The organism is Mangrovimonas sp. sgz306409, assembly GCF_059735265.1.
Genome location: NZ_JCAPEU010000008.1, coordinates 254,343 through 269,599 on the forward strand (window position 1 = coordinate 254,343; position 15,257 = coordinate 269,599).

The 15,257-nt window shown below is 38.2% G+C and carries 15 protein-coding genes; 9 read left to right on the forward strand and 6 right to left on the reverse strand.

Annotated elements, in window-relative coordinates; genetic code table 11:
* Window positions 1-6: 6 nt before the first annotated feature.
* Complete coding sequence (locus AC6I5C_RS14535; protein WP_497905782.1) at window positions 7-720, reverse strand: pyridoxine 5'-phosphate synthase; 714 nt, start codon at window positions 718-720, stop codon at window positions 7-9.
* 89 nt (window positions 721-809) lie between these two features.
* Here AC6I5C_RS14535 and AC6I5C_RS14540 point away from each other — a divergent pair, with 89 nt between their 5' ends.
* The 8 genes from AC6I5C_RS14540 to murI all read left to right on the forward strand — a co-directional run bounded on the left by AC6I5C_RS14540 (window position 810) and on the right by murI (window position 9,068).
* A complete protein-coding gene (locus AC6I5C_RS14540) occupies window positions 810-1,466 on the forward strand; it encodes a CBS domain-containing protein (RefSeq protein WP_497905783.1) in 657 nt (218 codons plus the stop codon).
* 3 nt (window positions 1,467-1,469) lie between these two features.
* Window positions 1,470-2,348, forward strand: coding sequence for an NAD kinase (locus AC6I5C_RS14545; RefSeq protein ID WP_497905784.1), 879 nt, complete (start codon window positions 1,470-1,472; stop codon window positions 2,346-2,348).
* Between the two features lie 99 nt (window positions 2,349-2,447).
* On the forward strand, window positions 2,448-3,137 hold the full coding sequence (porG, locus tag AC6I5C_RS14550; RefSeq protein ID WP_497905785.1) for a type IX secretion system protein PorG: 690 nt from the start codon (window positions 2,448-2,450) through the stop codon (window positions 3,135-3,137).
* Window position 3,138: 1 nt separating this feature from the next.
* The gene (uppS, locus tag AC6I5C_RS14555) at window positions 3,139-3,879 is read left to right on the forward strand and encodes an undecaprenyl pyrophosphate synthase (protein ID WP_053978254.1); all 741 of its coding nucleotides are present in this window, start codon (window positions 3,139-3,141) and stop codon (window positions 3,877-3,879) included.
* Window positions 3,851-6,454: an outer membrane protein assembly factor BamA gene (gene bamA, locus AC6I5C_RS14560; RefSeq protein ID WP_497905786.1), complete on the forward strand. Its 2,604-nt coding sequence runs from the start codon at window positions 3,851-3,853 to the stop codon at window positions 6,452-6,454. Before uppS ends, bamA begins: the two co-directional genes overlap by 29 nt.
* A 172-nt stretch (window positions 6,455-6,626) precedes the next feature.
* Window positions 6,627-7,676 carry an OmpH/Skp family outer membrane protein gene (locus AC6I5C_RS14565; RefSeq protein WP_497905787.1) on the forward strand — a complete coding sequence of 350 codons (1,050 nt, stop codon included), beginning with the start codon at window positions 6,627-6,629 and terminating at the stop codon, window positions 7,674-7,676.
* A 40-nt stretch (window positions 7,677-7,716) separates the two neighbouring features.
* The gene (locus AC6I5C_RS14570; protein WP_053978150.1) at window positions 7,717-8,226 is read left to right on the forward strand and encodes an OmpH/Skp family outer membrane protein; all 510 of its coding nucleotides are present in this window, start codon (window positions 7,717-7,719) and stop codon (window positions 8,224-8,226) included.
* A 62-nt stretch (window positions 8,227-8,288) separates the two neighbouring features.
* Entirely contained in the window at window positions 8,289-9,068 is a 780-nt protein-coding gene (gene murI, locus AC6I5C_RS14575) for a glutamate racemase (protein ID WP_497905788.1), read from the forward strand.
* On the opposite strand, the gene AC6I5C_RS14580 is transcribed toward murI, so the two are convergent.
* Genes AC6I5C_RS14580 through AC6I5C_RS14590 form a run of 3 tightly spaced genes read right to left on the reverse strand, consistent with a single transcriptional unit; the run spans window position 9,065 to window position 12,570 of the window.
* Complete coding sequence (locus AC6I5C_RS14580) at window positions 9,065-9,583, reverse strand: gamma carbonic anhydrase family protein (protein WP_307901329.1); 519 nt, start codon at window positions 9,581-9,583, stop codon at window positions 9,065-9,067. The genes murI and AC6I5C_RS14580 overlap by 4 nt on opposite strands.
* A 34-nt stretch (window positions 9,584-9,617) precedes the next feature.
* Window positions 9,618-10,352 (reverse strand): LytR/AlgR family response regulator transcription factor, encoded by a 735-nt coding sequence (locus AC6I5C_RS14585; protein WP_497905789.1) that lies wholly within the window; start codon window positions 10,350-10,352, stop codon window positions 9,618-9,620.
* Between the two features lie 52 nt (window positions 10,353-10,404).
* Window positions 10,405-12,570 (reverse strand): histidine kinase, encoded by a 2,166-nt coding sequence (locus AC6I5C_RS14590; RefSeq protein ID WP_497905790.1) that lies wholly within the window; start codon window positions 12,568-12,570, stop codon window positions 10,405-10,407.
* A 210-nt stretch (window positions 12,571-12,780) separates the two neighbouring features.
* On the opposite strand from AC6I5C_RS14590, the gene AC6I5C_RS14595 reads away from it, so the two are divergent.
* Complete coding sequence (locus AC6I5C_RS14595; RefSeq protein WP_497905791.1) at window positions 12,781-13,941, forward strand: vWA domain-containing protein; 1,161 nt, start codon at window positions 12,781-12,783, stop codon at window positions 13,939-13,941.
* A gap of 69 nt (window positions 13,942-14,010) precedes the next feature.
* On the opposite strand, the gene AC6I5C_RS14600 is transcribed toward AC6I5C_RS14595, so the two are convergent.
* The gene (locus AC6I5C_RS14600) at window positions 14,011-15,018 is read right to left on the reverse strand and encodes a PorP/SprF family type IX secretion system membrane protein (RefSeq protein ID WP_497905792.1); all 1,008 of its coding nucleotides are present in this window, start codon (window positions 15,016-15,018) and stop codon (window positions 14,011-14,013) included.
* Between the two features lie 5 nt (window positions 15,019-15,023).
* The coding region (locus tag AC6I5C_RS14605; RefSeq protein ID WP_497905793.1) for a T9SS type B sorting domain-containing protein at window positions 15,024-15,257 on the reverse strand (234 nt) is incomplete at its 5' end.

Consider the following 15,257-nt stretch of genomic DNA (forward strand, 5'->3'; position numbering starts at 1 on the left):
TCGGAATTATTTTAAGCGCTGTAAATACATTTGAATTACATTTTCAATACCCAAATACAAACTCTCCGAAATCAATGCGTGACCAATAGACACCTCCAACAACCCTGGAATGTTCTCTTTAAAAAACTTAATGTTATCCAATGACAAATCATGACCGGCATTGATGCCCAAACCAAGTTTATGGGCTAATACCGCACATTCATTATAAGGTTTGATTGCGTCTTTATTTCCCAATCCATATTGGTGCGCATAAGCTTCAGTGTAAAGTTCTATTCTGTCAGTTCCCGTAGCTTTGGCGCCTTCAATTTGCGCCATCACTGGATCTACGAAGATGGAAGTTCTAATGCCGTTTCGTTGGAATTCAGAAATAATATCCACTAAAAAATCCTTGTGCTTTAATGTATCCCACCCAGCATTGGAGGTGATAGCATCTTCGGCATCTGGCACCAAAGTTACTTGGGTTGGCTTTACTTCCAAAACCATATCCATAAACTCTTTGATTGGATTTCCTTCAATATTGTATTCAGTATAAACTACAGGCTTCAAATCGTACACATCTTGATAACGAATATGCCTTTCATCTGGTCGCGGATGGATAGTGACCCCCTGGGCTCCAAACTCTTGAACGTCTTTTGCAAATTGCACTACATTGGGCACATCACCCCCTCTAGAATTCCTTAAGGTGGCAATCTTGTTTATGTTTACACTTAACTTAGTCATCTACTTTTTATTTGACCAACAAAAATACAAAGTCCTTAACGCTTTTTGTAGTTATTTTTAATTAATTTGCAGTAGTATACTTTGGAGCCATGTCTTTAGAACAGTACATAATCAATGATATTAAACCTTTAAGTCTTAAGAACAAGATCAGCGATCTTAAATTATTATTTAAAGAGCTTACCTATTCGCATATTCCTATTGAAGATAACACCGTGTATTTAGGATGTGTTTCTGAAACTGATGCCCATTGTTTTGAAGGTTCCAAATTGGTTTCGGAAGTGAGATATGCCATTGAAGGCTTTTTTGTACGTACTAGTACCAATTGGTTGGACGTCCTTGAGGCTTTTGCCAAACACGACAGCAACATCATGCCTGTTTTGAATGAGAACAATACCTATTTGGGCTATTACGAACTTAATGACATTATCAACCTTTTCAACGAAACTCCATTTTTCTCTGAAGCGGGTAACATTTTGATTATTGAAAAAGGCATCCACGATTATTCCTTTAGTGAAATCAGTCAGATAGTAGAGTCCAACGATGGCAAACTTCTGGGGGCCTTCATCTCTAAAATGGACAACGACTTGGTTCAGGTAACGCTTAAAGTTGGACACGGCGGTCTTAACGACATCATGCACACCTTTAGAAGATACAGTTACAACATTATTTCAGGACACGAACAAGACTCCTACCTCGAAAACCTTAAGGAACGTTCTGAATACCTAAACAAATACCTTAACATTTAAGGCATGAAAATAGCCATTTACGGTCAGTTTTATAATAGCAATACCACATTTTGCATTGCTACCCTCCTTGATTTTTTAAAAAGTAAAAAAGCCGAGGTCTATATAGAGCACTCTTTTTTTGAGATGTTGCAAAATGAACACAATATCAACCTTTACAATTTCGACACCTTTACCACACTTGACAATAGCTACGATTTATTGATCAGCATAGGTGGGGATGGTACCATACTAAGGGCAATTACCCATGTTCGTGATTGCAATATTCCCATTGTAGGCATCAATACCGGTCGACTAGGATTTTTGGCAACCATTCAAACCGATGAAATAGAAAATGCACTCAACAACATTTTAATAGGTAACTACAAGATTTCCGAACGCATTTTGTTAAGCGTCACTACCGAGCCAGAAAACAAGGATTTAATTGAAACCAGTTTTGCCCTGAACGAAGTTGCGGTAAGCAGAAAAAACACCACTTCCATGATCACCGTGGAAACACATTTGGATGATGAATACCTTACTTCCTACTGGTCTGACGGCTTGATCATTTCCACACCTACAGGATCCACAGGATATTCCTTAAGTTGTGGCGGACCGGTAATCATGCCTGAAGCCCACAATTTAGTAATCACTCCTATCGCACCGCACAACCTTAACGCAAGACCCTTGGTAATTTCAGACGACACCAAGATCCAATTAAAGGTAGACGGACGAGAAGACCATTATTTAATTTCCTTGGATTCCCGTATTACCACCTTGCACAATTCTACCGTGGTAACCATTAAAAAAGCGCCCTTCACTATTAAAATGGTAGAGCTTGTACACGAAAGCTTTATAACCACCCTAAGGAAAAAATTACTTTGGGGTGAAGACAAAAGAAATTAGGCAATAAATCCCCGTAAATACTGTTTAACTGTAAGACAATTTGTTTCAAATTGTTATAGGCTAATCATATTTATTATATTTGCAAACTTTGAAAAACCTATGAGGTATTTAATTCTCCTTTTTTTAAGCATGTTTCTTTCACAGTCCCTAAGTGCTCAAATTTATGAGGTTGGGGTATTTGCGGGAGGCAGCAACTTTATTGGCGATGTTGGCCCAACCAATTACATCTCTCCAAATTCACCTGCTTTTGGGGGCATTGTAAAGTGGAACCGCAGCCCTAGGCATTCCTTTAGACTATCACTAATCTATACCGATTTGGAAGCCGACGACAACAAATCGGATGACCCAAGACGTAAGGAAAGAGGTTTTGCTTTCTCCAACGGACTTTTGGAAATAACTGGTGGAATGGAATTCACCTTTTTCGATTTCAACCTTCACGAAAGTGGCACACAAGTAACACCTTACCTTTTTACAGGGATGAGTGTGGCAAAACACGATAATTTTTATTTCTTGTCCAATGGCGACCTTGTTGAAGAGGGCACCAGCAGTTGGGCATTTGGGATCCCTATCACCCTTGGTATAAAAACCAACATTACCAGCAGCTTTGTATTAGCCCTGGAAGTTGGTGCTCGTTATACCTTTTCGGATGAATTGGATGGTAGTGTTCCAGACTTTGACAATGACAGCAATCTAGGATTTGGAAATACAAACAGCAATGATTGGTATGTGTTTTCAGGAATCACCCTTACCTATACGTTTGGGCAAAAACCTTGTTATTGTAATTTTTAAAATGAGTAGAAAAGACCAAATAAACACCAACAAACTTCCCAAACATGTCGCCATTATCATGGATGGTAATGGCCGATGGGCAAAACAACAAGGATTTTTAAGAGCCGTAGGGCATGAAAACGGCACCAAAGCGGTACGACAGGTTGTAGAGGCCAGTGCAGAACTTGGCATTGAAAACCTAACACTATATGCATTTTCTACCGAAAATTGGAACCGACCAAAACTGGAAGTACAAACCCTGATGAAGCTTTTGGTTAAGTCCCTCAAGAAAGAAATAAACACCCTACAGAACAACAACATACGCCTTAATGCTATTGGTAATTTGAATGACCTTCCAACCAATGCCAAGGCGGAACTTTTGGAAGTTATTGACAAAACCAAAGAAAATTCCAGAATGACCCTTACTTTGGCTTTAAGCTATGGCTCTAGGGAAGAATTGGTGAGTGTGGTTAAAAAAATAGCGGATAACGTTAAAAATAATATAATTTCTCCCGAAACTATTGACGAATCAATTATAAATAAGCATCTTTACACGCAAAATTTGCCTGATGTAGACCTGCTTATTAGGACTAGTGGGGAGCAGAGAATAAGCAATTTCCTATTGTGGCAAATTGCTTATGCCGAATTATATTTTACCGATATATTGTGGCCTGATTTCAGCAAGGAAGATTTATATGAGGCTTTGATCAATTATCAAAACAGAGAACGACGATTTGGAAAAACCAGTGAACAACTTAGCTAAGAAACTACTTTTGAAAACATACCTACATTCAATTTTTATTGCACTATTTCTTTTCTGTTCAAGTGTAAACACAGCTCAAAACAATTTCAACACTGGTACATCCTACATCATTGAAGACATTTCTGTAACTGGCGACACTAACTTCAGTGCCAATACCGTCATCTCTTATTCTGGCTTAAGAAAAGGTGAAGAAGTTACCATTCCTGGTGAAAATATCTCTAAAGCCATAAAAAAGCTATGGGACTCCAACCTTTTCAGCAGCATTGATATTTATTTGGTAAAAACCGAAGGTAATTTAGCCTATTTGGAGATCCACTTAGTGGATTTGCCAGAACTTAATGAAGTTACTATCAACGGTATCAAGAAATCCAAAAAAGAAGAGGTCATCAACGAAAACAAGTTGACCAAAGGGGTTAAGGTTACCGAAAACCTTATCACTACCACAAGAAACTACCTGACTTCCAAATATAAAAAGGACGGATTTTTGAACACCAAAGTGAACGTAATCACTAAGGAAGTTCAGGATTCCATTCAAAAAAGCCGTGTCGATATGTTGGTTAATATCGATAAGGGCCAAAAAGTAAAAGTTAAGAGTATTGAGTTTACTGGCAATGATAAAATTGCGGACGAAAAGCTTAGAAAAGCTATGAAAAATACCAAACAAAAGAACTTTGTTAGGGTGTTAAAACGTTCAAAATTTATCGATGCCGATTATAAAGAAGACCTTGTAAGCGTAATCGATAAATACAAGGAAAATGGATATAGAGATGCCAGAATCATCTCAGATTCCATCATCTACAACAACGACAAAACCATTTCCTTATTGATCGATTTGGAAGAGGGTGAACAGTACAAATTTGGAAAAATCACCTTTGTTGGAAACAGTGTGTACACCGACGAGCAACTGCACAGTATCCTTAGAATTAAGGAAGGAGACACTTACAATGGTGTGGAATTGAGAAAGCGTATTGCCGATGACACCAAACCAGACGGTTTGGACATTACAAACCAATATCAAAACACAGGGTATTTGTTCTCTACAATCAACCCTGTTGAAGTAAGTGCCGATGGTAATATCATCGATATGGAAATAAGAATTTCCGAAGGAAAACCTGCTTATTTCAACGATGTTTCCGTATCCGGAAATGACAAAACCAATGACCGCGTTATCTACCGTGAATTGCGTACCAAACCGGGGCAATTGTACAGTAAGGAAAATGTGATCAGAACCATTCGTGAACTTGGGCAGTTGGGCTTCTTCGATGCACAGCAGATTACTCCAAACATGAAAAACTTCAATACCGTAGATGGTACGGTTGATATAGAATACCAAGTTGTAGAAAAAGGATCCAGCCAAATTGAACTTCAAGGAGGTTACGGTGGAGGAGGTTTCATTGGAACCTTAGGATTATCCTTCAACAACTTCTCCATGAGAAACATCTTTAACAAAGATGCCTATAAGCCGGTTCCAATGGGAGATGGACAAAGTTTGGCCTTACGTTTACAAGCCAGTAGATTTTACCAAACCTATAGTTTCTCATTTTCCGAGCCATGGTTAGGAGGAAAACGTCCATTACAGTTCTCTACCTCTATCTCACACACAAAGCAATTCTTGTACAACTATGAAACAAGAGATGCCGACAAGAACAAACGTTTTAACATTACAGGGGTTTCTGTAGGACTTTCTAAGCGTTTATCTGTTCCGGATGATTACTTCCACTTGTCTCAAGCTTTAAGTTTCCAACATTACGACTTAAAGAATTACAACACTGGGTTATTTACATTTGGAGACGGATATTCAAACGGTTTTGCCTACACTATTGGTTTGAGCCGAAACAACACTTATACCGACCCAATCTACCCAATGGGAGGTTCTAGTTTTGCCATTACTGCAAAATTATCTCCGCCGTATTCATTGTTCAGCAAAGTAGATTATGCAGAACTTAAAGATGAGCGCGATTCTTTGGATCCAACAGATTCAGATGACGCTGCTAGAATTGCTGAAATCGACCAACAACGTTTCAATTGGTTGGAGTACTACAAAATCAAGTTTAAAGGAGATTGGTATACCCGTATCGTTGACAAATTGGTATTGCGTTCAGGGTTGGAATTTGGTTTCCTAGGAGCCTACAACCAAGACAGAGGAATTATTCCTTTTGAGCGTTTCTTCCTTGGTGGAGATGGTTTAGGAAACTACTCTTTGGACGGAAGAGAAATCATTCAATTAAGAGGATATCCAAACCAATCTATCAGACCAGTTGAAGAAGATGGTTCCATTACAGACGATGGAGCTTCTATCTATAACAAGTTTTCTTTGGAATTACGTTACCCTATCACTTTGGGTGCACAGGCAAAAATCTATGCCCTTATGTTTGCCGAAGGTGGAGCAGCATTTAGCGAATTCCAAAGTTACAACCCGTTCGAACTTAAACGTTCTGCTGGTGCAGGATTGCGTATCTTTATGCCTGCTTTCGGATTGTTAGGAATTGATTTCGGTTACGGATTTGATCCTGTACCTGGTTCCACTGGAAGCAATGGTTGGGAAACGCACTTTATTATTGGTCAACAATTTTAACTTTGGCATGATATTTTCTAATATCTGTCAGAAGGATTTAGCATCACTGTTAAAATTTTTCAGAATATATTTCGTTAATTTGGAAAAGCTAAATTCAAATGGCGGAATCAACACAAAATCTGTCATTTTAAAGGTTTAGAGAAAAGATCAATAAATCACAAAACAACAACAGATGAAGTATAGAGTTCTTTTTTTAATGATAATGATAGGTCTAAGTAGCTTGGTCTCCAACGCCCAAAGAAGTGTGAGAGTTGCCTACATAGATACCGAATACATCTTGGAAAACGTTCCCGAATATCAAGAAGCTTCAAATCAATTGGAAAAAAAGGCTCAGGAGTGGAAAGCGGAAATCGAGCAACGTTTGAATGTGGTTGATCAGAAAAAGAAACAACTCGACAATGAGCGTGTCCTTCTTACCAAAGAACTTTACGAAGAACGTTTGGAAGACATTTCATTTGAAGAACAGGAAATCTTAGATTATCAACAAAAACGATTTGGACCGGAAGGCGATTTAATCACGCAAAAGCGGCAATTGATCCAGCCTATCCAAGACCAGATATTTGCCGCGGTTCAGGAAATTGCAGCCAATAAAAAGTACGATTTCGTATTTGATAAGTCAGCCGATTTGGTAATGCTGTACTCTGCCGAAAGGTATGACATCAGTGAATTGGTCATCCGAAGCATCACAAGAGCTTCCAAACGTACCCAAGCCCAAAACAGAGCAGAGCGTAGAGCTGCTGAAGATGAAGAAGTGGTACCGGAAATCAATGAAGAATTGGAAGAGCGTGAAGCAGCCTTGGAAGCCAAACAGGCAGCAAAGGCCAAAGAAATTGAAGACCGAAAAGCTGCGCAACAAAAAAGACGCGACTCTCTAGAAGCTGCTGCCGAAGCTAGAAGACAAAAAATCTTGGAAGAAAGAGCCAAAGCCAAAGCTGAAAGAGATAGTATAAGAGCTGCAAAAACTGGGAAACCTACCGAAAAGGACAGTGATGCCCAAAAAGAAGGCAGCGACAATGTAGATGAAAATGGAAGTGAGCAAAGTGAAACGGGAGAAAAAACCGCAGAACAAATTGCTGAAGAAAAAAGACAACAAAAATTAACCGAAAGAGAAGCTCGCCAAAAAGAGCTTGAAGAACGCCGTCAACGCATTCTGGCCGAACGTGAAAAAGCCAAGAAGGAACGCGAAGAACAAACAAAAGCAAAAGATAGTACAGGAAATTAACCACTATAACATTAATATTTAAACACGTAATACTTTAAAAATGAAACAATTTAAGACCCTTTTATTTGCAGCCGTACTTTTTGTTGGAGCTACGAGTTTCTCAGTTGCACAAAGTAAAGTTGCTCATATTAACACAACTGACTTAGTTGAAGCAATGCCGGAAATGAAAACTGCTCAAGCAGAAATTGAAAAGCTAACTAAGACTTACGAGGCTGAAATTAAAACCATGGCTACAGAGCTTCAAAACAAAATGAAGCAATACCAAGCTGAAGTAGATACTAAAACAGACGAAGAAAACGCTAAAAGAGCTCAAGAAGTACAAACTATGGAGCAAAGCATTCGTCAATATCAAGCGCAAGCACAACAAGACCTTCAAAAGAAAGAAGCTGAATTATTGAAGCCAATTTTCGATAAAGCAAAAGCTGCCATCCAAAAAGTAGCAAAAGCTCAAGGTTTCAACTACGTGTTGGATTCTACTCAAGGTGGAGGCGTATTGGTTGCTGATGGTAAAGACCTTTTACCAGACGTTAAGAAAGAATTAGGTTTCTAAGCCATTCACAAAAAAATTAAAAAAAGCCGCTTTACAAAAGCGGCTTTTTTATTTTTGTATCGATGAGTAAACAACCTATTGGTATATTCGATTCCGGTGTTGGCGGAACTTCTATTTGGAAAGAAATCCAATTGCTCTTGCCCAATGAGAACACCATCTATTTGGCTGATAGCAGTAATGCTCCCTATGGCACCAAAACCAAACAACAGATCATAGATCTAAGTATCAAAAACACTGAATTCTTATTAAACAAAGGAAGTAAACTCATTGTAGTGGCCTGCAACACGGCTACGACTAATGCCATCAAATTGCTTCGCAGTACTTTTGATGTGCCCTTTATAGGAATTGAACCTGCCATCAAACCTGCTTCGCTAAATACCCATACCAAAGCTGTTGGTATTTTGGCAACCAAGGGAACACTTTCAAGCGAACTTTTTCATACCACTACCAATCTATACAGCAATGGTATTAATGTTATTGAACAAGTTGGAGATGGCATTGTTGAATTGATTGAAAGTGGAAAGATGGATTCTGAAGAAATGGAAGCCTTATTGAAAGGATATTTACAACCTATGATAGATGCCAATATAGACTATTTGGTACTAGGTTGCACCCATTACCCCTATTTGATACCTTTGTTGCTTCAAATCCTCCCTAAATCGGTTAAAATCATCGATTCGGGTGCAGCTGTCGCAAGACAAACCAAAGCCATCCTGCAACAGCACCATTTATTAAATACTGAACTTACAAAAACGTCCTACGATTTCTACACAACAGGAACACCTCAAGTCATGGAATCGCTGTTAGGAGAGGATTACAAAGTCCAACACATTTTACTTTAGGCTTCCTGAAACCAGCTAGAGTATTTCACGTAGTTATTGGCAATTCTATCAATTTCTCCTGAAATTAATTCTTCGCTGATATCCTTAACTTTTTTAGCCGGAACACCGGCATAAATACTCCCCGATTCAACCACCGTATTCTTGGTCACCACAGCACCAGCAGCAATGATACTGTTACTTTCAATCACACAATCATCCATCACAATGCTTCCCATACCAATCAACACATTATCGTGAACAGTACAACCATGTACAATAGCGTTATGCCCAATGGACACATTGTTCCCGATAGTTGTAGGTGACTTTTGATACGTAGCATGAATGACGGCGCCATCCTGAATGTTTACCTTATCCCCCATTTTTATAAAATGAACATCTCCGCGAATCACCGCATTGAACCAAACACTACATTGCGAGCCCATGCTCACCTCTCCAACAATTGTGGCATTTTCGGCCACAAAACAATCCTCAGGAATCTGAGGAAACTTTCCATTTACGGGTTTTATAACTGGCATAATTTTTTATTTGATGACGTTTAAAAACGTAGAATTATTTAAAATAAGATAGCAGGTCTGATTTTTTGGAGGCCGAAACCATGATTTCCTTACCATTGCTCAACACAACACTTCCTCCCTTCCCCTTTACATATTTAGTGACTTCATTTGTATTCACTAAATAGCTTTTATGGACTCTTACAAAACTACTACCTATTAGGGCATCCTCAAAGTATTTTAGCGTTTTACTTACCAGTTTTTTTCGGTTGTTATCAAGGTAAATTTCAGTGTAATTGTCATCGGCTTTGCAGTACAAAATATTGGCTGTATTTAAAACTTCAAACCCATCCTGTTGGGGTATTGTAATCTTCCCATTAACCCGATTGGTTTTAGGAACCAACACCTGACCTTGTAGTGCATTTTCCTTCGTTTTTACTTCGGTAACATAGTCTACTGCTTTGATGAGTTCGTCTATAGAAACAGGTTTCATCAAATAATAAGACGCATGGGCATTCAAGGCGTCGATGGCATAATGGTTATAAGCGGTTACAAATACCGTTTCAAAATTAATATCTCCTACCCTATCCAATAAATCAAAGGCATTTCCATACGGCATTTCCACATCCAAAAACACCAAGTCCAAAGCTTGATTTCTTATCAACACCAAGGCTTCCTCAACATTGGCGGCTTCACCTAAAACTTCCACATTGGGACAATATTTTTTTAGATAATTCTTTAAAATCTCCCTGCTGGTCTCTTCGTCCTCAACAATAATGGCTCTTAGTTTCATAATGCTAGAATTTGGTTGTTTTTTATATCTTATGAGATGTACTTTAATCGTTTTAATCCTTTTTCAGGGTAACCACCACTTTAGTCCCTGAATCTTCCTCCTTCTGAAAGTCCTCAATCCTTACATCAATTTTATCCTTGTACATGTTGTTCAGAATGGAAATTCGCTTTTTGATATTGTCCATCCCTTTACTCTTTTGTTGCTGTTGACGTTCCGTTTTCAAGGCTTTGGAACGCTCCCTCCCTATACCATCATCTGCAATGGTAATACATATTTCGTCCTCGCTTACCCTGTCTATCACAATAGATAAATGGCCTTTTTCATTTTTATAGCGCAAACCGTGCCACACTGCATTTTCAATATAAGGCTGTAACAACATGGGCGGAATTTTATAATACCCAACATTTATTCGATCATCCACGGTAATGCTATAATCAAACTTGTCCTTGAACCTAAAATGCTCCAATTTGGTGTATAGCTCCAATAATTCAATTTCCTTTTGAAGTGGAATAAAATCTTCCTCACTGTTTTCGAGAACGGCCCGCATCAAATAGGAAAAATCACTTAAATACTTGTTGGCGGTACGCTCATCATTCAGGGCAATAAAACTGTTTACCGAGTTCAAAGCATTAAAAATAAAATGTGGATTCATTTGACTCCTCAAGGATTTTAATGCCAGCAAATTATTGGCCAAACGTTGTTGCTTGATGTATTTGAACATGAAATAGGCAGTAACCAAAAGCAATACAACTCCAAACACCAAGGAATAAATAATCAATTGTTGGCGCTTGTTGCGTTCGTTGGAAAGCTGGTATTTACTTTCAGATAATTGTCGGTCACTTTCCAAACTATTAATCCTATTTTGCTTTTCAATAATACTCCTGTTGAAACGCGCCAACTGCGAAATCTCCTGTTCCTTTTTAATATAAAGCTCATCTACCGCTGCGGTGTACTCTTCAAAAGTTTTCCTTGCCTTGTCAAAATCTCCAGCATCGGCATATACATCAGACAATTTACGGGTAGCATCCTTTTTTACCACCAAATCTTCCTTGTCATCAGCTTCCTTGATACTTCTTTCCAAATACGAAATGGCACTATCAAAATCCTTCTGAAGAAAATAGGCATTTCCTATCTTATAATTCTGCTTTTGAAGTGTAAGCGCACTTTCATTATCTATTATGGAATCCTGAAGTTGAATATCTGATATATCGTCCAGAGCCTCTTTTCTCAACTTAATTTCATCCGAATAGTTTTGGTTTTCACTATTGAATTCCGCCACGGTGATTTTCTCCTCTACCGACCTTTTCTTATTCTCCTTCGAAGCCAGATTTAATGAATTATCAAACAATTGTTTGGCTTTTTGAACTTCCCCTTGCGAATTATAAGCCTGTGCAATTTTGGAACTTAAGTCCGTAACCTTTGGAGTGATTAAATGCTCTTGAGCTACCTGAAGTCCCTTTTTATAATTCTCTAGCGCTTTGGAATATGATTTTGTGTTGTAATAAGTATCTCCCAAGCCTTCAAAGTACACCACCTTCTGAAAGGCCTGTAAACTACCAAAATCAATAGTTCCATAAACATCCAAACTTTCCTGATAATTCTTGTTCAATCGATAGGCATTTCCCAATTTTAACTGAACCTCATTCGATTTGTAGTTTTGAAGGCTAATCCTATAATTGCTCACAGCTAAATCATATTGCTTCCAAGCTTTGTAAATATCAGCCAAGGTTTCATAGGCTTCGGCACTTTGGTTGACCGAATAGCTTTCCTTGAGCGCCTCTGTCACAAACTGAATGGCCTTTTCGGCATCTTGTTTGGCGTATACGTTGGCAGAATCAATTAACTGCCTAAAGGCCTTGGAATCCTTTTTTTGATATCGACTGCTGACAAGTGAGGGACTTACAGGCTCCACCTGTACCAAGATGCGATCTTGACTCACGATGGTGTAATAGACCGTTTCAAAATCTTTGTGCCGAATTGCCAATTCATCACCAATTTTAACTTGGATTCTAAACTCCCCGTTACTGTCGGTTTTGGTATAGCCCCCTCCATTTACCTCAATATTCACCTTTGGAATGGGTTGGTAAGTATCCTTTTCTTCCACTTTCCCTTTAACAGTAAAAGTTTGTGTATCCTGTAGTAATTGATTTTGACCAATTGTAAAGAGGGAAGTCAAACAAAACAGCAGTATAAAAATGTATTTAAAAATTGTGGCCATTTAAAAATATTCAATGTATAAACATACTCACTTTAATTGGCATTTTAAAACTGAAAACTTCAGATTGAAGATTCAAAACATATCTTTTAGATTGACTTGCTCACCTAAGGTTCCTTCTCACTCAACCAACAATACTATTCCCTAATTCTAGATTGAATAAGAAAAAAGTTCTACATAGTTTTAAAGTTCAAATCAAAAAACAACAAGATTATGAAACCATTTCTCAAGCCTTTCCTATTGGCTGCAAGTGTTGCTGTGATGTTCTCCTGTAATGCCAACAATTCAAAACCAATTTCAAATAATTTAAGCGTCTCTTTTCACAACCCCGCCCCCCTCAACCAAGAACAATATATCAAAGTAGCCTTGTTACTAGATACAAGTAATAGTATGGACGGCCTCATCGACCAAGCCAAAGCACAATTGTGGAAAATTGTCAACGAACTCTCCTATGCAAAATGTAATGGCAACAGCCCAAAACTTCAAATTGCGCTTTATGAATATGGCAATGACAACCTGAATGCAGATAATGGATATATAAGACAAATTCTTCCCTTTAGCGACGATTTGGATGAAATCTCAAAACAATTGTTTTCTCTCACCACAAATGGAGGTCAAGAATATTGTGGCCAAGTCATTCAAACTTCTATTGAAAGACTTCAATGGGGCAACAATCAAGATGATTTAAAGCTCATTTTTATTGCAGGAAACGAACCTTTTACCCAAGGCCCTATCAGTTACAAGAAAGCGTCTGAATTGGCGGTTGAAAAACATATTACGGTGAACACAATTTTTTGCGGCGATTATAACCTAGGAATAAATACCTATTGGAAATCGGGCGCCAATGTTGGACACGGCAATTATATGGCTATTGACCATAACCGACAGACTGTTTATGTGGCCACTCCATTTGATAGTGAGATCCTTCAACTCAATCAAAAACTGAATGGAACTTATGTTGCTTATGGCAATATAGGAAAAGAGAAAATAATGGAACAGAAGATTCAAGACACAAATTCGGCTGCTTTAGGGGAAGCAAGTCACGTAAGTCGAACAGTGAGCAAAAGCACTCACCTCTACACAAATTCCAACTGGGATTTGGTGGACGCTGTCTCAAATGAAGAATTAAAACTTGAAGATTTACAATCCTCCGAATTACCAGAAGAATTAAAAGGTAAATCTACATTAGAAATCAAGGCCTATGTTGCTGCAAAGGAAAAGGAACGTAAAGCTATCCAAGAACAAATACAGCAACTCAACAAAAAGCGACTGCAATTCATTGAAGCAAACAAAACTGAAGAAGATCAAAATTTGGAGGAAGCCATGGTCATTGCCATTAAAACACAAGCCAAAAAGAAAAACTACCAATGGTAGAGTATAAGCTGCCCTAAAATAAAAAACGTCCCAAATTCGGGACGTTTTTTATATCGTGTATTATTAAGCTTAATTAATCGCAGGACAGTTACACTGGTATTTCTCTCTTCTACAATTAAAATTATATCCAAGTGTAATTTGATGGAACCCTCCATTATCAAAAACAACAGAGTTTGCTTGATATGAATAGGTATAAGCGAATACAAAATTATTGTAGTCTACACCCACAAATGGAGTAAAATATTGCAATTTTTGATTACTAACACCTGAACCATCCAAATACTCAGCACCGTCCAAACTTCTTCTATAAGACAATCCTCCCCAAACTTTTCCGAAATCCATCTCTCTATAAGTCTTAAGGTTTAAGTCGAATGAAGACTCCTCTGTGGCATCTCTATACATGAACATTACAGAAGGCTCAAAAGTCCAGTCGCTCCCATATCTTTGGAACACATTACCAACAGAGAACAAATAAGTCCTTAAATTCTCATAGCTCAATCCCTGCTCATTGAAGTTAATTCCATCATTGTTCAATAGATTTTTAACAGTAGCATGGGCATAGAAATCTAAGAAATGGTATGAAAACCCGAAATCCACATTAAAGTTAGTGGCACTTTGCTCAACTCCTGCAATGATAGGATCAAAAGGTTCATTGATAAAAGCCGTTTCATCCAATCTATATTGAATTGCACCTACACTTAAACCAAAAGATAACATGTTTAAGTCGATTTCATTTCTTGAGAACATCAAATGGTGTGCATAAGTAACATAGGCTCCTGTTTGCGAATGGTAACCATTCTTATCGTTATATACAATGGCTCCAATTGCCGATTGCGATTCTCCTATTCTACTGTTTACACTTAATGTCTGTAATGCTGGCGCATCATCTTGACCGAACCACTGCATACGAGCAGTCAATCTCACTTTTGCACAATTTGCAACTCCCGCCATCGAGGGATGAATCAAATAATAATTATCGGTTAAGTAATCTGAGTAGATTGGAAGGCCTTCCTGCGCTGTTCCTAATTTCGTAAATAATGCTACAATTGCTATTAAACAATACTTTTTTAAATTCATAAATTCTATCTTTTCAAAGTAAAATGGGCTTTAAACTCTTTGCTCTGTCCCGTCGATGGCTCTACGTACTCCACAACAAACCAATAGTCGCTGCTCGGCATCTCCGCCCCGTTGTACGTTCCGTCCCATCCATCACCAGATGGAGAGATCTGTTTGAGCAATTTTCCGAGCCTGTCAAATATATAAATTTTAGTGTTAGTTTGACTACTAAATCCAACAATGTTCCAAGTGTCGTTGTA